Annotated in this window: 22 protein-coding genes; 17 read left to right on the top strand and 5 right to left on the bottom strand. The window is 56.4% G+C overall.

The genetic code is table 11. From position 1 onward, the window contains the following. The first annotated feature begins 2 nt into the window (after positions 1–2). Entirely contained in the window at positions 3–347 is a 345-nt protein-coding gene (locus HVX72_RS19240) for a gamma-glutamylcyclotransferase (protein ID WP_042289476.1), read from the top strand. Positions 348–686: 339 nt separating this feature from the next. On the opposite strand, the gene ppa is transcribed toward HVX72_RS19240, so the two are convergent. Next, positions 687–1217 carry an inorganic diphosphatase gene (gene ppa / locus HVX72_RS19235; protein ID WP_042289473.1) on the bottom strand — a complete coding sequence of 177 codons (531 nt, stop codon included), beginning with the start codon at positions 1215–1217 and terminating at the stop codon, positions 687–689. 308 nt (positions 1218–1525) lie between these two features. Here ppa and ytfQ point away from each other — a divergent pair, with 308 nt between their 5' ends. The 5 genes from ytfQ to HVX72_RS19210 all read left to right on the top strand — a co-directional run bounded on the left by ytfQ (position 1526) and on the right by HVX72_RS19210 (position 7278). Then, entirely contained in the window at positions 1526–2482 is a 957-nt protein-coding gene (ytfQ, locus tag HVX72_RS19230; RefSeq protein WP_042289469.1) for a galactofuranose ABC transporter substrate-binding protein YtfQ, read from the top strand. A gap of 75 nt (positions 2483–2557) precedes the next feature. Beyond that, a complete protein-coding gene (gene ytfR, locus HVX72_RS19225) occupies positions 2558–4060 on the top strand; it encodes a galactofuranose ABC transporter, ATP-binding protein YtfR (protein ID WP_181822108.1) in 1503 nt (500 codons plus the stop codon). Positions 4061–4073: 13 nt separating this feature from the next. Then, positions 4074–5096: a galactofuranose ABC transporter, ATP-binding protein YtfT gene (gene ytfT, locus HVX72_RS19220; protein WP_042289468.1), complete on the top strand. Its 1023-nt coding sequence runs from the start codon at positions 4074–4076 to the stop codon at positions 5094–5096. Continuing rightward, the gene (yjfF, locus tag HVX72_RS19215; protein WP_042289465.1) at positions 5083–6084 is read left to right on the top strand and encodes a galactofuranose ABC transporter, permease protein YjfF; all 1002 of its coding nucleotides are present in this window, start codon (positions 5083–5085) and stop codon (positions 6082–6084) included. The genes ytfT and yjfF overlap by 14 nt, the downstream gene beginning before the upstream one ends. A gap of 81 nt (positions 6085–6165) precedes the next feature. Continuing rightward, positions 6166–7278 (top strand): methyl-accepting chemotaxis protein, encoded by a 1113-nt coding sequence (locus HVX72_RS19210; RefSeq protein WP_072197150.1) that lies wholly within the window; start codon positions 6166–6168, stop codon positions 7276–7278. Between the two features lie 63 nt (positions 7279–7341). Here HVX72_RS19210 and fbp read toward each other — a convergent pair whose 3' ends face one another. Continuing rightward, positions 7342–8340 carry a class 1 fructose-bisphosphatase gene (fbp, locus tag HVX72_RS19205; protein WP_042289463.1) on the bottom strand — a complete coding sequence of 333 codons (999 nt, stop codon included), beginning with the start codon at positions 8338–8340 and terminating at the stop codon, positions 7342–7344. Between the two features lie 175 nt (positions 8341–8515). Here fbp and mpl point away from each other — a divergent pair, with 175 nt between their 5' ends. Next, entirely contained in the window at positions 8516–9889 is a 1374-nt protein-coding gene (gene mpl / locus HVX72_RS19200) for a UDP-N-acetylmuramate:L-alanyl-gamma-D-glutamyl-meso-diaminopimelate ligase (RefSeq protein ID WP_060570914.1), read from the top strand. Between the two features lie 103 nt (positions 9890–9992). Here mpl and yjgA read toward each other — a convergent pair whose 3' ends face one another. Continuing rightward, the gene (yjgA, locus tag HVX72_RS19195) at positions 9993–10544 is read right to left on the bottom strand and encodes a ribosome biogenesis factor YjgA (RefSeq protein WP_060570913.1); all 552 of its coding nucleotides are present in this window, start codon (positions 10542–10544) and stop codon (positions 9993–9995) included. Positions 10545–10639: 95 nt separating this feature from the next. Between yjgA and pmbA the strand changes: the two genes are divergently transcribed. From pmbA to HVX72_RS19145, 10 genes are all read left to right on the top strand, one after another. Then, positions 10640–11992, top strand: coding sequence for a metalloprotease PmbA (pmbA, locus tag HVX72_RS19190; RefSeq protein WP_042289456.1), 1353 nt, complete (start codon positions 10640–10642; stop codon positions 11990–11992). A gap of 328 nt (positions 11993–12320) precedes the next feature. Further along, complete coding sequence (locus tag HVX72_RS19185; RefSeq protein ID WP_060570912.1) at positions 12321–12659, top strand: glycine dehydrogenase; 339 nt, start codon at positions 12321–12323, stop codon at positions 12657–12659. Between the two features lie 10 nt (positions 12660–12669). Further along, a complete protein-coding gene (locus HVX72_RS19180; protein WP_000435389.1) occupies positions 12670–13032 on the top strand; it encodes an SFCGS family glycine-rich protein in 363 nt (120 codons plus the stop codon). A gap of 2 nt (positions 13033–13034) precedes the next feature. After that, entirely contained in the window at positions 13035–13334 is a 300-nt protein-coding gene (locus HVX72_RS19175) for a DUF4312 family protein (RefSeq protein ID WP_042289449.1), read from the top strand. A 22-nt stretch (positions 13335–13356) separates the two neighbouring features. Continuing rightward, the gene (locus tag HVX72_RS19170; RefSeq protein WP_042289446.1) at positions 13357–14133 is read left to right on the top strand and encodes a DUF4311 domain-containing protein; all 777 of its coding nucleotides are present in this window, start codon (positions 13357–13359) and stop codon (positions 14131–14133) included. An 11-nt stretch (positions 14134–14144) separates the two neighbouring features. Continuing rightward, positions 14145–14789, top strand: coding sequence for a DUF4310 family protein (locus tag HVX72_RS19165; protein ID WP_042289444.1), 645 nt, complete (start codon positions 14145–14147; stop codon positions 14787–14789). Between the two features lie 92 nt (positions 14790–14881). After that, a complete protein-coding gene (locus tag HVX72_RS19160) occupies positions 14882–16015 on the top strand; it encodes an amidohydrolase/deacetylase family metallohydrolase (protein ID WP_181822107.1) in 1134 nt (377 codons plus the stop codon). After that, positions 15999–17117, top strand: a complete 1119-nt coding sequence (locus HVX72_RS19155) for a DgaE family pyridoxal phosphate-dependent ammonia lyase (protein WP_042289439.1) — start codon at positions 15999–16001, stop codon at positions 17115–17117. Before HVX72_RS19160 ends, HVX72_RS19155 begins: the two co-directional genes overlap by 17 nt. After that, positions 17114–17854, top strand: coding sequence for a KDGP aldolase family protein (locus HVX72_RS19150; RefSeq protein WP_042289437.1), 741 nt, complete (start codon positions 17114–17116; stop codon positions 17852–17854). The genes HVX72_RS19155 and HVX72_RS19150 overlap by 4 nt, the downstream gene beginning before the upstream one ends. 18 nt (positions 17855–17872) lie before the next feature. Next, positions 17873–19783 (top strand): BglG family transcription antiterminator, encoded by a 1911-nt coding sequence (locus HVX72_RS19145; RefSeq protein ID WP_042289435.1) that lies wholly within the window; start codon positions 17873–17875, stop codon positions 19781–19783. Between the two features lie 48 nt (positions 19784–19831). Here the strand turns inward: HVX72_RS19145 and nrdG are convergent, their stop codons facing one another. Continuing rightward, a complete protein-coding gene (nrdG, locus tag HVX72_RS19140) occupies positions 19832–20296 on the bottom strand; it encodes an anaerobic ribonucleoside-triphosphate reductase-activating protein (RefSeq protein ID WP_181822106.1) in 465 nt (154 codons plus the stop codon). A gap of 158 nt (positions 20297–20454) precedes the next feature. Then, positions 20455–22593, bottom strand: coding sequence for an anaerobic ribonucleoside-triphosphate reductase (gene nrdD / locus HVX72_RS19135; protein ID WP_042289430.1), 2139 nt, complete (start codon positions 22591–22593; stop codon positions 20455–20457). Between the last annotated feature and the right edge of the window lie 300 nt (positions 22594–22893).

Here is a 22893-nt window from a genome sequence, read left to right as displayed (position 1 = left end):
CAATGCGAATATTTGTCTACGGCAGTTTACGAACCAAACAAGGCAACAGCCACTGGATGACCAACGCCCAGTTGCTGGGCGAATACAGTATTGATAACTACCAGTTGTACAGCCTGGGCCACTATCCAGGCGCAGTTCCCGGGAACGGAACAGTACAGGGTGAAGTTTATCGTATTGATAACGCCACGCTGGCCGAACTGGATGCCCTGCGCACCCGGGGCGGCGAATACGCACGCCAGTTGATCCAGACGCCGTACGGAAGTGCATGGATGTATGTGTACCAACGTCCGGTGACGGGATTAACGCTGATCGAAAGCGGTAACTGGTTAGACAGAGACCAGTACTGAATTGAGCACGCCACCTTCGGGTGGCGTTGTTTTTTGCGAGGCGCTACGCATCATTATTTGTCATCCCATCACGCCATTTCTTTTCTCTCCGTTCCGCTTCACTGTGCAGAGGGAGAAATCCAGGGAGGATACTGAACAACCATTTACGGACGCGGGCTCTCTGCGCCAAACAGCTCCGTCGCACAGGCATGGCTGGGGATGAGGTGGTCGACGTTGCGTTATTAAGACGCAGGCTATCGTGAAAGAGGGGAAGTTAGGCCGGTTAAGGCGTTTCGTCAGGCATAAAAAAACCCTGATCCGCCGATGCCTGACGTTCAGGGTTTTTATCGCGTAACGAACTTATTTCTTCGCGGCGCGCTCGAAGGAAGCAACGATTTCCGCTTTAGCGGCTTCGGCGTTGTCCCAGCCGTCAACTTTCACCCATTTGCCTTTTTCGAGGTCTTTGTAGTGCTCGAAGAAGTGAGTGATCTGCGCTTTCAGCAGTTCCGGCAGGTCGTTCACGTCTTTAATGTGATCGTACTCTTTGCTCAGCTTGGTGTGCGGCACGGCAACCAGTTTCGCATCTTCACCGGATTCGTCGGTCATTTTCAGCACGCCAACCGGACGGCAGCGGATCACAGAGCCCGGCTGCAGCGGGTACGGCGTTGGGACCAGTACGTCAACCGGGTCACCGTCCAGAGACAGGGTGTGGTTGATGTAGCCGTAGTTGCACGGATAGAACATCGCGGTGGACATGAAGCGGTCAACGAACAGCGCGCCGCTCTCTTTGTCGACTTCGTATTTGATCGGATCTGCGTTAGCCGGGATCTCAATCACTACATAGATATCTTCCGGCAGCTCTTTACCCGCAGGTACGTTGAGTAAGCTCATGTCTGTTTCCTTTAACTGTGTCGTAAACAAGTGGCAAGTATTATAGCTATCTCGCGCCGAATGTCTTCGCCTGATTTTGTTTTTACCTCCCTCCCGCATGGCCTTTTTAGCGCGCTCGCATGACAGGAAAATCCATATCTTCAGCCGCTTTTTTCATAGGTAAATGAAAGCGATTACAAACTTGTGATTAACGTTCTATTTACTTTTTTGAAGTGTGATGTAACGCAATTCGTTACATATTCGATTGTCTATAGTTTTTTCGCGACTGTTTCTTAACCAACAAAAACTCACCCTACGAGGACACAGTTATGTGGAAGCGCTTACTTTTAGTCACAGCAGTTTCGGCAGCCATGTCGTCTATGGCGATGGCCGCCCCCTTAACCGTAGGATTTTCGCAGGTCGGCTCAGAGTCCGGCTGGCGCGCCGCCGAGACCAACGTGGCGAAAAGCGAGGCCGAAAAGCGGGGGATTACGCTGAAGATCGCCGACGGCCAGCAGAAGCAGGAAAACCAGATTAAAGCAGTGCGCTCGTTCGTGGCGCAAGGGGTTGACGCTATCTTCATTGCGCCGGTGGTTGCGACAGGGTGGGAACCGGTGCTGAAGGAAGCGAAGGATGCGGAAATTCCGGTCTTTCTGCTCGACCGCTCCATCGATGTCAAAGACAAATCTCTCTATATGACGACGGTGACCGCCGACAACGTCCTTGAAGGCAAACTGATAGGCGACTGGCTGATCAAAGAGGTGAACGGTAAGCCGTGTAACGTGGTTGAGTTGCAGGGAACAGTCGGCGCCAGCGTGGCTATCGACCGTAAGAAAGGCTTTGCAGAAGCCATCGCCAATGCGCCAAACATCAAAATTATCCGTTCCCAGTCTGGCGACTTTACCCGCAGTAAAGGTAAAGAGGTGATGGAAAGCTTTATCAAAGCGGAAAACAACGGCAAGAACATCTGCATGGTTTACGCCCACAACGATGATATGGCAATTGGCGCCATTCAGGCGATAAAAGAGGCGGGACTGAAGCCAGGGAAAGACATTCTCACCGGTTCCATCGACGGCGTGCCCGACATCTTCAAAGCGATGATTGACGGTGATGCCAACGCCAGCGTTGAACTGACGCCAAACATGGCGGGTCCGGCTTTCGACGCGCTCGAGAAGTTCAAGAAAGACGGCACGATGCCGGAAAAAGTGACCATCACCAAATCGACGCTTTATCTGCCGGACACCGCGAAAGAAGAGTTAGAGAAGAAGAAAAATATGGGCTACTGATTGTTTGACAAGGCCGGGTGGCGCGACGCTGACCCGGCCTACGGTAAAGCGGGTTCAGAATGTACCGGAGGAACCATGACCACTGCTCAACACCAGGCGATCCTCCGTACCGAGGGCTTGAGTAAATTCTTCCCGGGCGTCAAAGCGCTGGATAACGTCGACTTCACGCTACGGCGCGGCGAAATCATGGCGCTGCTGGGGGAAAACGGCGCGGGGAAATCGACGCTGATCAAAGCGCTGACCGGGGTATATCACGCCGATCGCGGTACGATATTTCTGGAAGGCCGTGCGATCTCACCCCGGAATACCGCCCATGCACAGCAATTGGGCATTGGTACGGTGTATCAGGAAGTTAACCTGCTGCCAAACATGTCGGTGGCGGATAATCTGTTTATTGGCCGTGAGCCCCGGCGTTTTGGCCTGTTGCGGCGCAAGGAGATGGAAGCACGCGCCTCGGCGCTAATGGCGTCTTACGGCTTCTCGCTCGACGTGCGCGAGCCGCTAAACCGCTTTTCAGTGGCAATGCAGCAGATCGTCGCCATTTGCCGGGCTATCGATCTCTCTGCAAAAGTGCTGATCCTCGACGAGCCGACCGCCAGCCTTGACACCCAGGAAGTGGAGATGTTGTTTGGTCTGATGCGCCGCTTGCGCGACAACGGCGTCAGCCTGATCTTCGTGACCCATTTCCTCGATCAGGTCTACGACGTGAGCGACAGGATCACCGTCTTACGTAACGGTAGCGTTGTTGGCTGTCGTGAAACGCGCGAGCTGCCGCAGATCGAACTGGTGAAAATGATGCTGGGACGCGAGCTGGAAACCAACGCGCTCCAGCGCGCGGGGCGCACCTTGCTGAGAGACAAACCGATCGCTGCGTTCAAAGGGTATGGCAGGAAAGGGACGATCGCCCCGTTCGATCTGGAAGTGCGCCCCGGTGAGATCGTCGGTCTGGCGGGGCTGTTAGGCTCCGGGCGGACGGAAACCGCGGAAGTGATCTTTGGCATCAAGCCGGCAGACAGCGGCAGCGCGCAGATCAAAGGCAAACCGCACGCTCTGCGATCGCCGCATCAGGCATCCTGCCTGGGGATCGGGTTTTGTCCGGAGGATCGGAAAACCGACGGTATCATTGCCGCCGCATCGGTACGGGAAAATATCATTCTGGCGCTCCAGGCTCAGCGCGGCTGGCTGAGGCCGATCCCGCGCAAGGAGCAAAACGACATTGCGGCGCGTTTTATTCGCCAGCTTGGTATACGCACGCCCAGCGCGGAACAGCCGATTGAGTTTCTTTCCGGCGGCAATCAGCAGAAGGTGCTGCTGTCGCGCTGGCTGCTGACCAAACCGCAGTTCCTGATCCTCGACGAACCCACCCGCGGGATTGACGTCGGCGCGCATGCCGAGATCATCCGGCTGATCGAAACCCTTTGCGCCGACGGTCTGGCGCTGCTGGTGATTTCTTCGGAGCTGGAGGAACTGGTCGGTTATGCGGATCGGGTCATCATTATGCGCGACCGAAAACAGGTGGCGGAGATCCCCCTGGCTGAACTCTCTGTTCCGGCGATCATGAACGCCATCGCGGCGTAAGGAGACTTTTGTGATGCCTCAATCTCTCCCGCAAAGCACCTCGCCAAAGCGACGCTTTCGCTGGCCGACCGGGACGCCGCAGCTGATAGCGCTCCTGCTGGTGCTGCTAGTGGACAGTCTGGTTGCGCCGCATTTTTACCAGATTGTCCTGCAGGATGGCCGTCTGTTCGGTAGCCCTGTCGATATTCTCAATCGCGCCGCGCCTGTGGCGCTGCTGGCGATCGGTATGACGCTGGTGATCGCTACCGGCGGCATCGATCTCTCTGTCGGCGCGGTGATGGCCATTGCGGGGGCCACCACCGCGGCCATGACCGTCGCCGGACACAGCCTGCCGGTGGTGTTGCTCGCCGCGCTTGGCTCGGGGATCCTCGCCGGGTTATGGAACGGTGTTCTGGTGGCGATCCTGAAAATCCAGCCGTTTGTCGCCACCCTGATCCTGATGGTGGCCGGGCGCGGCGTCGCGCAGTTGATCACCTCCGGACAGATCGTCACCTTTAGCTCGCCTGCGCTCTCCTGGTTTGGCAGCGGATCCCTGCTGCTGTTTCCGACGCCGGTGATCGTGGCGTTGATCACTCTGCTGCTGTTCTGGTTGCTGACCCGTAAAACCGCACTTGGTATGTTTATTGAAGCGGTAGGCATTAACATTCGCGCGGCCAAAAACGCCGGCGTGAATACACGGATCATCGTCATGCTCACCTATGTGCTCAGCGGGCTGTGCGCGGCGATTGCCGGGATCATCGTTGCGGCGGATATACGCGGCGCCGACGCCAACAACGCCGGGCTATGGCTGGAGCTGGACGCCATTCTGGCGGTGGTTATCGGCGGCGGCTCGCTGATGGGCGGACGCTTCAACCTGTTTTTGTCGGTGGTGGGGGCGCTGATCATTCAGGGCATGAACACCGGCATTTTACTGTCCGGATTCCCGCCGGAAATGAATCAGGTCGTCAAAGCCGTCGTGGTGCTGTGCGTGCTGATTGTCCAGTCGCAGCGCTTTATCAGTTTGCTAAAAGGAGTGCGTGGTCGTGATAAAACGTAACCTACCGCTGATGATCACCCTCGGGGTTTTTGTGCTGGGCTATTTGTACTGCCTGACCCAGTTTCCCGGCTTCGCCTCCACGCGGGTGATCTGCAATATTCTCACTGACAACGCCTTTCTCGGCATCATCGCCGTAGGGATGACCTTTGTGATCCTCTCCGGCGGTATCGATCTTTCTGTCGGTTCGGTGATCGCCTTCACTGGCGTATTTCTGGCGAAAGCCATTGGTTATTGGGGCGTGTCGCCGTTGCTGGCGTTTCCACTGGTGCTGGCGATGGGCTGCGCCTTCGGCGCGTTTATGGGATTACTGATTGACGCGCTGAAGATCCCGGCGTTTATCATCACCCTTGCCGGGATGTTCTTTCTGCGCGGAGTCAGCTATCTGGTGTCTGAAGAGTCGATTCCGATTGACCATCCTGTTTACGATACCCTTTCCAGCCTGGCGTGGAAGATCCCCGGCGGCGGGCGTTTGAGCGCAATGGGTCTGCTGATGTTGGCGGTGGTGGTGACAGGCATTTTTCTGGCTCACCGCACGCGGTTTGGGAATCAGGTGTACGCCATTGGCGGCAACGCGACCTCGGCAAACCTGATGGGCATTTCAACGCGCAGCACCACTATTCGCATTTATATGCTGTCCACCGGGTTGGCGACGCTCGCCGGAATCGTTTTTTCTGTCTATACCCAGGCCGGTTACGCGCTGGCGGGCGTTGGCGTGGAGCTGGACGCGATCGCTTCGGTGGTCATTGGCGGCACGCTGCTGAGCGGCGGCGTCGGCACAGTGCTCGGTACGCTGTTCGGCGTGGCTATTCAGGGGCTGATTCAGACCTATATTAATTTCGACGGCACGCTCAGTTCGTGGTGGACGAAAATCGCCATCGGGATCCTGTTATTTATCTTCATCGCGTTACAGCGCGGCCTGACGGTGCTGTGGGAGAACCGGCAAAACGCGCCGGTACGCAGAATATCCCCCTCGGTCTTACCAAAGTGAAACGCGGGCATCGCGTAATCACCTAAACTTTTTCCGGTTGTTGTCGATAGTTTCTGTACAGACTTCAACCGGAAAATAACGATGCCAAAATCCCTCTCCCTACGACTTTCCCTGCTGGTTTTATTGTCGCTGATTACCCTGCTGTTGCTGCTGACGGGCAGTATGGGGATGTACGCCTCCACCCGCATCATCACTTCCTGGTTCTATTATGGGATCATGACCGGCGCGACGCTGACTGCCATTGCGCTGCTGATGGTGGTTTGGTTGCTGCTGCGTAACCAGCTCCTGAAGCCGCTTGATAACGCGGTTGAGCAACTGGAGCGTCTGGCAACGGGGGATTTATCGTCTGTTGAAAGTCGTTATGCCAGCGCCGAGTTCAATCGTCTACAGTCGGCGCTTGCCGGGATGCGCGTGGCGCTGAGTGAATCCGTCAGGCGCGTCCGTGACGCCAGCGCGCAAATTGACACCGGCAGTCGTGAGCTGACCGCCGGCAATCTGCATCTCGCTTCGCGTACTGAATCGACGGCGACATCGCTGGAGCAAACTGCCGCCAGCATGGAAGAGCTTACCGCGACGGTGAAGCAGAATGCGGAAAACGCCGACCAGGCGCACCGGCTGGCAAAGTCTGTTTCTGACACCGCCGACCGCGGTAGCGAAATGGTCTGTTATGTCATTGAGAAAATGCGCGATATTTCCGGCAGTTCACACCGGATCGCCGATATTCTTGGCGTGATCGACGGCATTGCTTTCCAGACCAATATCCTGGCGCTGAACGCCTCCGTGGAAGCGGCGCGGGCCGGGGAGCAGGGGCGCGGTTTTGCCGTGGTGGCAGGCGAGGTGCGTAACCTGGCGAGCCGCAGCGCCGAGGCGGCGAAAGAGATCCGTATGCTTATCGGCGATTCTCAGGCGCAGGTGAACGAAGGCAGCGATCTGGCCATGCAGGCGGGCGAAACGATGGATGAGATCGCCAGCGAAGTGATGCGCATGACGACGCTAATGCGGGAAATCGCCAGCGCGTCACAGGAGCAGAGCCGCGGCATTGAGCAGGTTAATATCGCGGTTAGCCAGATGGATGAAACCGCGCAACAAAACGCGGCGTTGGTGCAGCAGTCCTCTGCGGCCACCCGCTCGCTGGAAGCGCAGTCTCATGCCTTAATCGACGCGATGGCGACCTTTAAACTGCAGACGGCGTAACGGCAAAACGCAGGTCGGATAGCGGTTTCGCCTTATCCGGCCTGCGCATGCCGTCTGTCATCTTTATGCGTCCGGGTACTCACGAATAAAGCGCTCAACGTCGTCAACCATATGATCGTTACCGACGAAGAACGAACGACGCTGGTGCAGGCTTTCCGGAATGATATCCAGAATACGCTCTTTCCCGTCGCTGGCTTTACCGCCCGCCTGCTCGGCGAGGAACGCCATCGGGTTGCACTCATACAGCAGGCGCAACTTCCCTTCCGGATGGCTGGCGGTGCTTGGGTAGAGGTAGATCCCGCCTTTCAGCAGGTTGCGGTGGAAGTCCGCCACCAGTGAGCCAATGTAGCGCGAAGTGTAAGGACGATTGGTCGGCTTATCTTCTTCCTGACAGAATTTGATGTACTTCTTAACACCATTCGGAAACTTGATGTAATTGCCTTCGTTGATGGAGTAGGTTTTGCCTTTCTGCGGGAAGCGCATGCGTTCCTGGCTCAGACAGAACACGCCCAGCGACGGATCGTAAGTAAAGGCATGTACGCCGCAGCCGGTGGTGTACACCAGCATGGTGGAAGAACCGTACACCACGTAGCCCGCGGCAACCTGCTTGTTGCCTGGCTGCAGGAAGTCTTCTTCCGTCACCGGTGTACCAACCGGGGTCACGCGACGATAAATAGAGAAAATGGTTCCGACAGAGACGTTAACATCGATGTTGGACGAGCCATCCAGAGGGTCCATCAGTACGACATACTTCGCGTGTTCACAGCCTTCAAAAACGACGATTTCGTCTTCTTCTTCAGAGGCGATGCCCGCGACGATATCGCGCGCCTTGAGTGCAGCTTTCAGTTTCTCGTTCGCGAACAGATCGAGTTTCTGCTGAACCTCGCCCTGCACGTTCTCAGCACCGCTGGCACCCAGGATATCGACCAGACCGGCCTTGTTGATATCGCGGTGGATGATCTTGGCGCCCAGCTTTATTGCCGACAGCAAAGCAGTGAGCTCACCGGTAGCATGAGAGAACTCGTGCTGCTTTTCGACAATAAATTCACCTAACGTTTTCATAACACTTTCCCTGCAATTGATATGGAGTAAAGCGACCGTAACAATCTTAACAAATATTTCAGGGGCTGCGCTCAGGTGAATCGCGCCAGCAAAGTACGGATTATCCTGAAATGCGTTTCTCACTTGCCTGACATATGCGTAAAATGGCCCGCAGATTAAAAAAGGATAGTGACGTATGCGCATTCATATTTTGGGAATTTGTGGCACCTTCATGGGCGGCCTGGCGATGCTGGCGCGCTCACTCGGTCATGAAGTAACAGGTTCGGACGCCAATGTGTATCCGCCGATGAGCACGTTACTTGAAAATCAAGGTATTGATCTGATTCAGGGTTATGACGCCAGTCAGCTCGACCCACAGCCTGATCTGGTGATCATTGGCAACGCCATGACGCGTGGGAACCCGTGCGTTGAAGCGGTGCTGGAAAAAAACATCCCGTACATGTCCGGCCCGCAGTGGCTGCATGATTTTGTCCTGCGTGACCGCTGGGTGCTGGCCGTGGCGGGCACCCACGGTAAAACCACCACTGCTGGCATGGCGACCTGGATCCTGGAAGCCTGTGGCTACAAGCCTGGCTTTGTGATCGGCGGCGTTCCGGGCAACTTCGAGGTTTCAGCGCGTCTGGGCGAAAGCGATTTCTTCGTGATTGAAGCCGACGAATACGACTGCGCCTTTTTCGACAAGCGCTCCAAGTTTGTTCATTACTGCCCGCGCACGCTAATCCTCAATAACCTCGAGTTCGATCACGCGGATATTTTTGACGATCTGAAAGCGATCCAGAAACAGTTCCACCACCTGGTGCGCATCGTACCGGGCCAGGGACGGATTATCTGGCCGGAACACGATATTAACCTCAAGCAGACGCTGGCGATGGGCTGCTGGAGCGAGCAGGAGCTGGTGGGCGAGCAGGGCCACTGGCAGGCGAAGAAGCTGAACGTCGATGCCTCTGAGTGGGAAGTGTGGCTGGATGGTGAAAAAGTGGGCGAAGTGAAGTGGTCGCTGGTGGGCGAGCACAACATGCACAACGGCCTGATGGCGATTGCCGCTGCGCGTCATGTCGGCGTTCAGCCTGCGGATGCCGCAACGGCGCTGGGGTCGTTTATTAACGCCCGCCGTCGTCTGGAACTGCGTGGCGAAGCGAACGGCGTGACCGTCTATGATGATTTTGCCCATCACCCGACCGCGATCCTGGCGACCCTTGCCGCGCTGCGCGGCAAAGTGGGCGGCACCGCGCGCATTATCGCCGTGCTGGAACCGCGTTCCAATACCATGAAAATGGGACTGTGTAAGGACGATCTGGCACCGTCATTAGGCCGCGCCGATGAAGTGTATCTGCTACAGCCGCCGCATATTCCGTGGCAGGTGGCTGAAGTGGCGGAGGCCTGCGTACAGCCTGCGCACTGGAGCGGAGACGTTGACGCGCTGGCGGAGATGGTCGTGAAAACCGCGCAGCCGGGCGATCACATTCTGGTGATGAGCAACGGCGGGTTTGGCGGTATCCACCAGAAGTTGCTGGATGGGCTGGCGAAGAAAGCGGCAGCCGCAGAGTAAAACAGTACCCGGTGGCGCTGGCGCCTACCGGGCCTGGACAATGCGCAATCTCGGTAGCCGGACAAGGCGCACGCGCCGCTATCCGGCAGATTGCCATACGCTATTACGCGTCGTTTTCCGCCAGTTCGCGCAGATACTGGAAGATTTGGCGCGCGGATTTCGGCGGTTTATTTCCTTCTTTCTCTTTCTTCGCGTTACGGATCAGCGATCGTAATTGCTGACGGTCGGCATTGGGCCACAGGTTCAGGACTTCCGCGACCGCGTCATCCCCTTCGACGATCAAACGATCGCGCAGGTTTTCGAGCTTGTGGAACAGCACCACCTGCTGGTTGTGGCGGTTTTTCAGCTTGTCCAGCGCCTGACGAATTGGCTCCACGTCACGGCTTCGCAGCATTTTACCAATCAACTGCAACTGGCGGCGACGGCCTTCCATCTTGATACGCTGAGCCAGCTCAATGGCGGCCCGCAGATCCGCATCCAGCGGGATCTTATCCAGCGCGTTTTTCCCCAGATCCACAATTTCTGCGCCCAGGCGTTTTAACTCCTCGGCATCGCGTTTAATTTCACTTTTGCTGACCCAGATAATTTCATCGTCTTCGTCTTCGATGTCATCACCGGGAACGTCGTCGAGCCAGTCTTCGGGCTGCTTTGTCATCTCAGGCTCCTTAAAAAAAGAGGCTAATATTACCAGTTAAGATGCGCACTGAAAAACGGTTCTCTGTTAGACTTCAGAGAAACTCTCTCTACAGTATGGCATTTGCGATGAAAGTAATCTCACAAGTTGAAGCGCAGCGTAAGATTCTGGAAGAAGCGGTCTCGACAGCGCTGTCGTTAGCGTCAGGCAAATCCGACGGCGCGGAAGTCGCCGTCAGCAAAACCACCGGCATTAGCGTGAGCACACGTTACGGTGAAGTGGAGAATGTTGAATTCAACAGCGATGGCGCGTTGGGGATTACCGTTTATCACCAGAACCGTAAAGGCAGCGCGTCATCCACCGACCTCAGTCCGCAGGCGATTGCCCGTACCGTACAGGCGGCGCTGGACATTGCGCGCTACACCTCGCCGGATCCGTGCGCAGGCGTGGCGGATAAAGAACTGCTGGCCTTCGATGCGCCGGATCTCGATCTGTTCCATCCGGCGGACGTGTCCCCGGACGAAGCTATTGAGATGGCGGCGCGCGCCGAGCAGGCGTCCTTACAGGCGGACAAGCGCATCACCAACACCGAGGGCGGCAGCTTTAACAGCCACTATGGCATTAAAGTGTTCGGGAACAGCCACGGTATGCTGCAGGGCTATTGCTCTACCCGTCATTCGCTGTCCAGTTGCGTGATCGCCGAAGAGAACGGCGATATGGAGCGTGACTACGCCTACACGATTGGCCGCGCGTTGGGCGACCTGCAAACGCCGGAGTGGGTTGGGGCCGAGTGCGCGCGTCGTACGCTGTCCCGCCTGGCGCCGCGTAAACTTTCGACCATGAAAGCGCCGGTGATTTTCGCTAATGAAGTGGCGACCGGACTGTTCGGCCACCTGGTTGGCGCGATTGCCGGCGGCTCGGTGTACCGTAAATCCACCTTCCTGTTGGATTCGCTGGGTAAACAAATTCTTCCCGACTGGCTGACAATTGAAGAACATCCGCACCTGCGTAAAGGGTTGGCGTCGTCACCGTTCGACAGCGAAGGCGTGCGTACGGAACGCCGTGACATCGTTAAAGACGGCATTCTGACCCAATGGCTGTTGACCAACTATTCCGCGCGCAAGCTGGGACTGAAAAGCACCGGCCATGCGGGCGGCATTCACAACTGGCGTATTGCCGGACAAGGGCTGAGCTTTGAGCAGATGCTGAAAGAGATGGGCACCGGGCTGGTGGTGACAGAACTGATGGGCCAGGGGGTAAGCGGCATCACCGGTGATTACTCGCGCGGCGCGGCCGGCTTCTGGGTGGAGAACGGCGAAATCCAGTATCCGGTAAGTGAAATCACCATCGCCGGGAATTTAAAAGAGATGTGGCGCAATATCGTGACTGTCGGTAACGATATCGAAACCCGCAGCAATATTCAGTGCGGCTCCGTCCTGCTGCCGGAAATGAAGATTGCCGGACAATAATCCGCCTCAGGCGGCAAACGCGCGACAGGCCGGATAAGACGCTTTGCGGCGTCATCCGGCATTGCTTCGCACCCATAAGTAAACGTAATACCCATCACACTTCTCAACTTATTCCATCAATAGCATTGTTCGTTTTCCTCCTTTCGTTTCCGCTTCATTTCTCGATACAAATCACACTTTTCCAGCGATAAATCAGCAAAACCGCCTTTTCTGTGGAACAGATCACTATCGCCACTCACCTTTCCACTTCGAAGTGGAAAACAACTCGCTACAAACTTTTTACCTCCGCCGTTAGTTTTAACCCAGAGCCATTAACGGGGTAAGACGAGTGAATAACGGAGCAGTAATGAACGACATGGGGGAACAGGTGGCGCAGACGGCGGCACTGGCCGATCGCATGCTGGCGCAGGTGTACGCATTACTGCGTGAACATCACATCATTCCCAACGCCGTACAGGAACAAATGCTGACGTCTCATGTTCGCGCCATGGCGCACCGGTCAGTGACCGGTGAGCCTTTGCCGGAAGTGGAAGCCAGTTTATTTGATGAAATATCCGCCGAATCAATGGCGCTTGCCCGCGACGTGGTGGCGGCGTTTGGCAATCTTCCCGAGGAAGAAGCCTGGCTGCTGTCGGTCCACTTCGAAGTCGCGAAAGACAATCTTTAAGGAGCAAATAATGGAACAAATTACCGTTGTGATTGGCGATCGTCTGGGAAAAGGCCAGAAAGTGGCGGCAGGCGTCGAGAAAGCGGGCGGCCGTGCGGTAGTGGTGCCGGGCGTGGCGGCGGATATGAAGCTGGGGGACGTTATGAAAGCGGAAAATGCCACCTTCGGCATCTCTTTCTGCGGCAGTGGCGGCGCAGGTGCGATCACCGCGCAAAACAAACATGGCTATAAAGCCAAATACGGGATGCGCTCAGTGGATGAAGGCGTAACGGCGATTAACGAAGGCTGCAATGTGCTGGGTTTCGGCTTTATGGATAAAGAAGAGCTTGGCGAACGTCTGGTGCAGGCCTGGCAGAAAAAGTACGGCGCCTGAGTATGAAAGAACAATTCACCACCACGGTGAGAGTCTCCGGGAAAGGCGAAGCCAAAGCGCGCGCCTTTGCCGATGCCCTGAACCACGTTCAGGCTGCGGTCATGAAGGCATCGCCGCATATTTTACTGCGTATTGAGCCACAGGATGTGCAGGTTGTTCAGGCGCGTGAATCGGTACGAAAAGAAGCGTTTCTGTTCTTCTTTTTGCGCCGTGAAAGGCGGACGTACAGCGTGGAGCTGGACGTGACCGTCAACGTGACAGCCATCAATCTGGACAAGGTGGATTTTGTCTCGCAACGCTGATTCTTGTTAAAAAGGCATAACTATGTTCCTGATAATTTTAATAAAATCGCTCATCATCGGCGGCCTGGTCGGCGTAGGTGTGGGTGCCGGGGCTGCACGCATGTTTCATGCGCCTACCACACAGGGGATGGGCGCATTTCGTACGTTGGGGGAACTGAACTCCTGCGAAGGGGATCCGGCTTCTCACTTCTCCTTCGGCCTGGGCTTCTTCTTCAACGCCTGGGCGTCCTCCGTGGCGGCGGGGGCGTTCACTCAGGACGTCGATCACCGCATCATACCGAACTGGGGCGCGGCGGCGCTGATGCTCAAAAACCGCAACGTGGGTGAAACGCTGCACGATCCGAAAAAGATGGCGATTGCCTGCGGCATCATCGGCATGATCGTGGTGACCTTCCTGAACCTTACCGCCTCCTCGGTGCCGGAAGCCTTGCAGGTCACCGCTGTGAAAGTGCTGGTGCCTGCGGCAAACCTGCTGGTCAACACCGTGATGCCGGTGATCTTCTGGTTGGCGGCGATCGACGCCGGTAAGAAATCCGGTTTCTGGGCGACCGTTTTCGGCGGCGCGGCGCAGCTGATTATGGGCAACGCCGTTCCGGGGCTGGTGCTTGGTATTCTGATCGGCAAGGGCGTCGAAGAGAGCGGCTGGAACCACGTCACCAAAGTCATGATGGCCGCCATTGTGCTGCTGTTTGTCCTGAGCGGCTTCTTCCGCGGCTTCGATATGAAGCTGATCGAATCTTTCCATATGACCGTGCCGAACTGGCTCGAACTGATCCACAACTCGCTTAGCGGCAAATAACGGAGGCCACAATGGAACAGAATAAAGGTTTTTGGTTTGCCGACTGGTCGTTTCCGATCTTCGTTGGCCTGCTCTCTTCCGGCGTGTTTGCCGGGACGCACATGTACTACCTGTACGGTATCGGCGCGTTTAACGAAGTGGCTTTTGTGGCGATGCTGAAGGCGGGGATGGATACCGGCTCCTACGGCGCGGTTGCGGCGTTTGGCGCCAGCTTCCTGTTCGCCCGCATTATTGAAGGTTCGCTGGTAGGGATTCTGGATATCGGCGGGGCCATTCAGACTGGCGTTGGCCTGGGCGTTCCGGCGCTGCTGCTCGGCGCTGGCATTATTTTCCCGGTCGAGAACTTTATCGCCTCTCTGGTAACCGGTCTGGCGATTGGCCTGGCGATTGGTTACGTCATCATTCTGGCGCGTAAATTCACCATCAACCAGAGCGATTCGACCTACGGGGCGGACGTCATGATGGGGGCCGGTAACGCCTCTGGCCGTTTCCTGGGACCGTTGATTATTCTGAGCGCGATGACCGCCTCTATTCCGATTGGCGTGGGGTCGCTGCTGGGCGCGCTGTTGTTCTATATCTGGCAAAAACCGATCACCGGCGGCGCGATCCTCGGCGCCATGATTTTAGGCTCCATCTTCCCGATCGCGATCAGCTGATGACCGCCTCCAGGCCGGATAAGGCAGTGACGCCGCTATCCGGCACATCATCCCGGCGGGCGTAGAATCGCCCGCGCAAACAGGAGAGTGACATGTTTGATTTACTCCTGCGCCGTGCACGTCTGGTCGACGACACGGTATGCGATATCGCGATAAAGGACGGCAAAATTGCCGCGCTGGGCGAGATAAACGATCCGGCGGTGAAAACCGTCGACTTACGCGGCGAATGCTACGCCAGCGCCGGGTGGATTGACTCTCACGTTCACTGCTATCCGAAATCCCCCATTTATTATGACGAGCCAGACAGCGTCGGCATTGCAACCGGCGTGACCACCGTCGTGGATGCAGGCAGTACCGGTGCTGACGATATTGATGATTTCTACACCCTTACCCGCGACGCGGCGACGGAGGTGTATGCGCTGCTTAATGTCTCCCGCGTCGGGCTGATTGCGCAAAATGAACTGGCGAACATGGCGAATATTGACGCCGACGCGGTAAAGCAGGCGGTGAAGCGTCACCCGGACTTTATCGTCGGCCTGAAAGCGCGCATGAGCAGCAGTGTGGTCGGTGAAAACGGCATCACCCCGCTGGCGCGCGCAAAAGCCATTCAGAAAGAGAACGGCGAACTGCCGCTGATGGTGCATATCGGCAATAACCCGCCGAATCTGGATGACATTGCCGGGCTACTGAGTGCCGGCGACATCATCACCCATTGCTACAACGGCAAACCTAACCGCATTCTGACGCCGGAAGGGGCGTTGCGCGCCTCGGTCACCCGGGCGATTCAGCGCGGCGTGCGGCTTGATGTCGGTCACGGTACCGCCAGCCTGAGCTTTGCGGTGGCGAAGCGCGCCATCAGCTTAGGCATTCTGCCGCACACCATCAGTTCGGACATTTATTGCCGCAACCGCATCAGCGGTCCGGTGCATTCGCTTGCCAACGTGATGTCGAAATTTCTTGCTATCGGCATGTCGCTGCCGCAGGTCATCGACTGTGTGACCGTTAATGCCGCCGAAGGGCTGCGTCTGAAAAATAAAGGTCGCCTCCTGCCGGGCCTGGACGCCGATCTCACCCTCTTTACGCTTCAACGCCAGCCCACCGTGCTGGTGGATGCTGAAAACGACAGCTTACAGGCTGAAATGCTGTTAGTGCCGCTTGCCGCGATTCGCGCGGGCAAGGGCTATATGACCGAACAAGGGAGCGCGGAACATGCCTTCAATTTTTGAGAAATACAATCTAAAACAAGTCATTAATACTTCGGGTCGCATGACGGCGCTGGGCGTTTCCACGCCGCGCCCGGAAGTTGTAGACGCGGCGATGGCCGGGATGAATCAGTACTTTGAAATGAAGGATCTGGTGAATAAAACCGGCGAGTACATTGCGAAACTGCTGGAGGTGGAAGGCGCGACGGTGGTCTCCTGCGCGTCAGCGGGCATTGCCCAGTCGGTGGCTGCTGTTCTGGTGCAGGACAGCGACTGGTTGCTGGAAAACCTCCACGTTACGCCCATAGAAAAGAACGAAATCGTGTTGCCGAAAGGCCATAACGTCAATTTCGGCGCGCCGGTCGGCACAATGGTGGCGCTCGGCGGCGGTAAGCTGGTGGAGGCTGGCTACGCCAACGAATGCTCCGCAGCCCAACTGGCGGCGGCGATTACGCCGCGTACTGCGGCTATCCTCTATATCAAGTCTCACCACTGCGTACAGAAAAGTATGCTCAGCGTCGAGCAGGCGGTGGTGGTGGCGCGCAAACACAATCTGCCGCTGATCGTCGATGCCGCAGCGGAAGAAGATTTGCAGTGCTACTACCGCGCCGGCGCTTCTCTGGTGATCTATAGCGGCGCGAAGGCCATTGAGGGTCCGACCAGCGGTCTGGTGATAGGCAAAACCCAGTATGTGGAATGGGTGAAACGTCAGACGGCGGGCATTGGCCGGGCGATGAAGGTCGGTAAAGAGGGCATCCTCGGCCTGACCTGCGCCATTGAGCTTTACCTGAACGCGCAAAAAGAGAGCGGGGCGGAAATGGTGGAAAAAATGACGCCGTTTATCGACACGCTGAACACCCTGAACGGCGTAAGCGCCCGCGTGGTGTGGGACAGCGCCGGACGCGACATCGCGCGCGCTGAGATTAAATTCGATGAAGCGGTGACCGGCATCGCGACCGGCGAACTGGTAGAGGCGCTCAAACAGGGCGAATACGCCATTTATTTCCGCGGGTACAAAGCCAACGAAGGGATTATTGAAGCAGATGTGCGCAGCGTAGACCGCGCGCAACTGGAGATTGTGGCGCGCCGTATTGGCGAGGTGATTAACCAGGAGAAAACAGCATGAAACTGACCCCTAATTTTTACCGCGATCGCGTTTGCCTGAACGTGTTGGCAGGCTCGAAGGATAACGCCCGTGAGATCTACGCGGCGGCGGAAGGACATGTGCTGGTCGGCGTGCTCTCTAAACATTACCCGGATGTCGACAGCGCCGTGGCTGATATGCGCGAGTATGCCCAACTGATCGATAACGCGCTGTCGGTAGGGCTTGGCGCGGGCGACCCGAACCAGTCGGCGATGGTGAGTGAGATCTCGCGTCAGGTGCAGCCGCAGCATGTCAATCAGGTTTTCACCGGCGTGGGGACCAGCCGTGCGCTGCTGGGGCAGGGCGAAACGGTGGTGAATGGACTGGTGTCGCCTACCGGCACGCCGGGAAAGGTGAAGATTTCTACCGGGCCGCTAAGCAGCCGCGCCGCAGACGGCATAGTTCCGGTCGAAACGGCCATTGCCCTGCTCAAGGATATGGGCGGCAGTTCCATCAAATACTTCCCGATGGGTGGCCTGAAATGCCGCGATGAATTTAAAGCGGTAGCCGAAGCCTGTGCGCGTTATGACTTCTGGCTGGAGCCGACGGGCGGCATTGATCTCGATAACTATGCCGAGATTTTGCAGATTGCGCTGGACGCGGGTGTGAGCAAAATCATTCCTCACATTTATAGTTCAATTATTGATAAGGTGAGCGGTAATACCCGTCCGGACGATGTGCGCCAGCTGCTGGCGCTCACCCGGACGTGCTTAGGCTAAAAAAACGAGGAGAGTGACGTGCGATTCCCCAACCAACGTTTAGCGCAACTGTTTGCGATGTTGCAAAACGAGACGCTGCCGCAGGATGAGCTGGCGCAGCGGTTGTCGGTCTCCACGCGTACTGTTCGTGCCGATATCACGGCGCTTAACGCTCTGCTGACCCAGCACGGCGCGCAGTTTATCCTCAGCCGGGGAAACGGTTATCAGCTCAGGATCGATGACCCGGCCAGTTTTCAGACCTTACAGGCGCAGCAGCCCAGCGCGCTACGCATTCCGCGCACCAGCCAGGAACGCGTGTATCATCTGATGGTGCGCTTTCTGACTTCCGCCTTTTCCATCAAGCTGGAAGATTTAGCTGATGAATGGTTTGTCAGTCGGGCGACCTTGCAAAACGACATGGCGGACGTGCGCGAATGGCTGCAGCGTTACCATTTGACGCTGGAAACCCGCCCGCGTCATGGCATGAAGCTGTTTGGCAGCGAGATGGCGATCCGCGCCTGTCTGACCGATCTGTTATGGACGCTGGTACAGCAGGATCCGGCGAATCCGCTGGTGATGGAAGAGGCGCTGTACGCAGGCGTGCCGTCGCAGTTGCAGCCTGTCCTTGAGGATATTTTTAACCGTTTTCACATTCGCCTGACCGACGAAGGCGAGCTGTTTTTACGCCTTTACTGTGCGGTGGCGGTGCGCCGCATCAGCGAAGGCTATCCGCTGTCGGAATTTGCCACCGAAGAAGTGGAAGAAAATGTCTGCCTGGCGGCGCGTGAGATTGCCGGTGTGATCCAGCATCTGGCGAATCACCCGCTTTCGGTGTCGGAAGAAAACTGGCTAAAGGTGCATATTGCCGCCCGCCAGGTTCAGGAGATTGCGCCGAGCGCGATCAACGCCGACGACGAAGAAGCGCTGGTGAATTACATCCTGCGTTTTATCAATAACCAGTACAACTACAACTTGTTGAATGACAAGCAATTACATGCGGATCTGCTGACCCATATCAAAACGATGATCACCCGGGTGCGCTACCAGATCATGCTGCCGAATCCGCTGCTGGAAAACATCAAACAGCATTATCCAATGGCGTGGGACATGACGTTGGCGGCCGTCTCCAGTTGGGGGAAATACACTCCCTATAGCATCAGCGAAAATGAGATCGGTTTTTTGGTGCTGCATATTGGCGTAGGGCTTGAACGTAGTTACAACATTGGTTACCAGCGGCAGCCGAAGGTTCTGCTGGTCTGCGATGCGGGTAACGCGATGGTGCGGATGATTGAAGCGGTACTGGCACGCAAATATCCGCAGATTGAAATTGTCCGTACGCTGACGCTGCGCGACTACGAGCAGCGCGAAAGCATCGCCGAGGATTTTGTGATTGCCACCGCGCGGGTCGGTGAAAAAGACAAACCGGTCGTGCAGATTGCGCCGTTTCCCACCGACTATCAACTGGAGCAGATCGGCAAGCTGGTGTTGGTCGACCGTACCCGTCCGTGGATGTTGAACAAATACTTCGACGCCGCCCATTTCCGCATTATTGACGGTGAGATGGAAAGGCAGACGCTGTTTAAAACGCTGTGCGATCAGTTGCACCGTGAAGGCTTTGTCGATGCCGAATTTCTTGATTCGGTGGTCGAGCGTGAAGCCATTGTCAGTACCATGCTCGGCGACAGCATCGCGCTGCCCCACGCCCTCGGATTGCTGGCGAAAAAAACGGTGGTCTATACGGTGCTGGCGCCGCAGGGTATTGCCTGGGGAGATGAAACCGCGCACGTCATCTTTTTACTCGCCATCAGCAAAAGTGAATACGAAGAAGCGATGGCGATCTACGATATTTTCGTGACCTTCCTGCGCGAGCGCGCCATGACGCGCCTGTGCGCCTGCCAGAATTTCGCCGACTTTAAAGCGGTGGCGATGGAGTGCGTGAGCCGTTTTTGAGAGGTGTTTGTCCGCAGTTTCAGTACGTTGCAGAAATAAACAAGCCTGTTAACGCAGGTGATGCACAACCTGATTGCTGCTGCCGCGCCAGATAAGCGCCGGGTCTTTCAGATCCTGCACAAATTTGCCATCAACCAGCACGTTGATCAGTTCCACTACCTGCATTTGCGCGGCGTTGAGCTCATCGAGCTTGTAGCCGGTCCACACCCAGATATCTTTTCCCGGACATTCAGCACGAATGCGCTGCACCAGTTTCAGGATATCCGGTACGTTTTGAGGATGCAGCGGATCGCCGCCGGAAAGCGAAATTCCCTGACGGCGAATACGCGTGTCGTTCAGATCGTTAACGATCTGGTCTTCCATCTGTTTGGTAAACGGTTTACCGGAATTCAGCCGCCAGGTGCTTTTGTTGTAGCAGCCGGGGCACTCGTGCACACAACCTGAAACAAACAATGTGCAACGGGTACCGGGGCCGTTGACGATGTCGACAGGGTAGTACTGGTGATAATTCATTTTCGCTTCTCAATTGACGCCATTACTGCGTTGGCCGCGCTCGCTCACCCGGGTCACTTACAACTGTAAGCTCCCCGGGATTCACTGACTTTCCGCCTTGTCCTGGCGCCAGTTGCTTTGCGAAAAGCGTCGCTCTGCCGGGCAATAATACTGCCTGCTTAACCGATCTGCCCGTTACCTAAATGCTTAACGCGGCGCTTCACTTCTTCCTGCTTACCGGCGTTAAACGGACGTGCGTCCGGACTGCCCAGGTAGCCGCAGACGCGGCGGGTGACGGAGACGCGGGCGGCGTCGTGGTTACCGCATTTCGGGCAGGTAAAGCCTTTGCTGGTACACTCGAACTCACCGGTAAAGCCGCATTCATAGCACTCGTCGATCGGCGTGTTGGTACCGTAGTACGGCACGTGCTGATAGCTGTAATCCCACACGTCTTCCAGCGCTTTCAGGTTGTGCTGAATGTTCGGGTACTCGCCATAGCAAATGAAGCCACCGCTCGCCAGCGGCGGGTAAGGCGCTTCGAAGTCGATCTTGTCGTACGGGTTCACCTTCTTCTCCACGTCGAGGTGGAAGCTGTTGGTGTAATAGCCTTTATCGGTTACGCCCGGCACCACGCCAAACTCGGCGGTATCCAGACGGCAGAAGCGGTCGCAGAGGTTTTCACTCGGCGTGCTGTACAGGCTAAAGCCGTAGCCGGTTTCGTCTTTCCACTGATCAACCGCCTGGCGCAGACGTTCGACAATCGCGATGCCTTTGGCGCGCAGTGTGTCGTTGTCGTACATGTGCTCGCTGCCGAACAGGGCGTTGATGGTTTCATGAATACCGATATACCCCAGCGAAATCGACGCGCGACCATTTTTGAAGATCTCTGCGACATCGTCGTCGGCTTTCAGACGCACACCACAGGCGCCTTCCATATACAGAATGGGCGCCACGCGCGCTTTCACGCCTTCCAGACGGGCGATACGGGTCATCAGCGCTTTACGCGCCAGCACCAGACGGTCATCCAGCAGTTTCCAGAACGTCGCTTCGTCGCCTTTCGCTTCCAGCGCGATGCGCGGCAGGTTCAGGCTGATTACGCCCAGGTTGTTGCGCCCATCGTGTACCTGTTCGCCGTTCTCGTTTTCCCAGACGCCGAGGAAGCTGCGGCAGCCCATCGGCGTTTTGAACGAACCGGTCACTTTCACGACCTGATCGTAATTCAGGATATCCGGGTACATGCGCTTACTCGCGCACTCCAGCGCCAACTGCTTAATGTCGTAGTTCGGATCGCCAAACTTGTGGTTCAGGCCGTCGCGAATGGCAAACACCAGTTTCGGGAACACGGCAGTCTTGCGGTTTTTGCCGAGACCCGCGATGCGGTTGCGCAGAATCGACTGCTGAATCAGTCGCGACTCCCAACTGGTGCCCAGCCCAAAGCCAAAGGTCACGAACGGCGTCTGACCGTTAGCGGTGTGCAGCGTGTTTACTTCGTATTCCAGAGACTGGAATGCGTCGTAGCACTCTTTTTCGGTACGCGAATGCGCGTAGCCGTCGGCATCCGGAATCTGCCACTCATCGGCAGTTTTACGGTGCTTATTGAAGCTGGCGGTGACAAACGGCGCCAGCACTTCATCAATACGGTTAATGGTCGTGCCGCCGTAAATATGGCTGGCGACCTGAGCGATAATTTGCGCGGTCACCGCCGTGGCGGTGGAGATGGACTTCGGCGGTTCAATCTCCGCGTTCCCCATTTTGAAGCCCTGAGTCAGCATGCCTTTCAGGTCGATCAGCATACAGTTGAACATCGGGAAGAACGGCGAGTAGTCCAGATCGTGGTAGTGGATATCACCCCGCTCGTGCGCCTGTACGACATCTCGCGGCAGCAGGTGCTGACGGGCGTAGTGTTTCGCCACGATACCGGCCAGCAGATCGCGCTGAGTCGGGATCACTTTGCTGTCTTTGTTGGCGTTTTCGTTAAGCAGCGCGGAGTTGGTTTGCTCCACCAGGCCGCGAATTTCCTGGTTCAGGCGGCCGCGCTTCTCGCGCTGGATATCGCGATCGTGGCGATACTCAATGTAGGCGCGCGCCAGCTGCTTATACGGACCGGACATCAGCTGGTTTTCAACCGCAGTCTGGATCTCATTGATATCGACCTGGCTACGTCCATTCATCTGGCTGCTAACGACTTCTGCGACGGTGGCGCAGTAATCTGCGTCATCGACTCCCGCTGCTTTAGCTGCACGCAGAATGGCTTCTTTGATGCGCTCTGATTTAAACGGCACTTTACAGCCATCTCGTTTCATCACATGCGGTGTCATGATCACTCCATATTTATAAGAACAGGTTATCCACAGAGGCTGGGGAAGCCGTGTTGGGCTTATTCATCTCTTTATCCAATGACTTCCCGCAATCCAGACCCATGTTATCCACAATTTTGCCCTCAGGCGGTGTTTTGTCGTTGTAGCAATTGTAGTCGATTAATACAACATATTGGGTCGGCGTGCATTTTAAATTCTATATGTAGTGATTTGCATCAAAAGTGTTTGAACTTTTCTTGATGTAGCGCAAAGTAAAAACCAGAGCGTACAGATGACGGGCACTACGCGGTTTGTAAATTA

The organism is Citrobacter sp. RHB21-C05, assembly GCF_013889015.1.
Taxonomy (GTDB): domain Bacteria; phylum Pseudomonadota; class Gammaproteobacteria; order Enterobacterales; family Enterobacteriaceae; genus Citrobacter_A; species Citrobacter_A sedlakii.
Note: the sequence above shows the minus strand (reverse complement) of the source record. Positions and strands in the feature narration are given on the sequence as shown.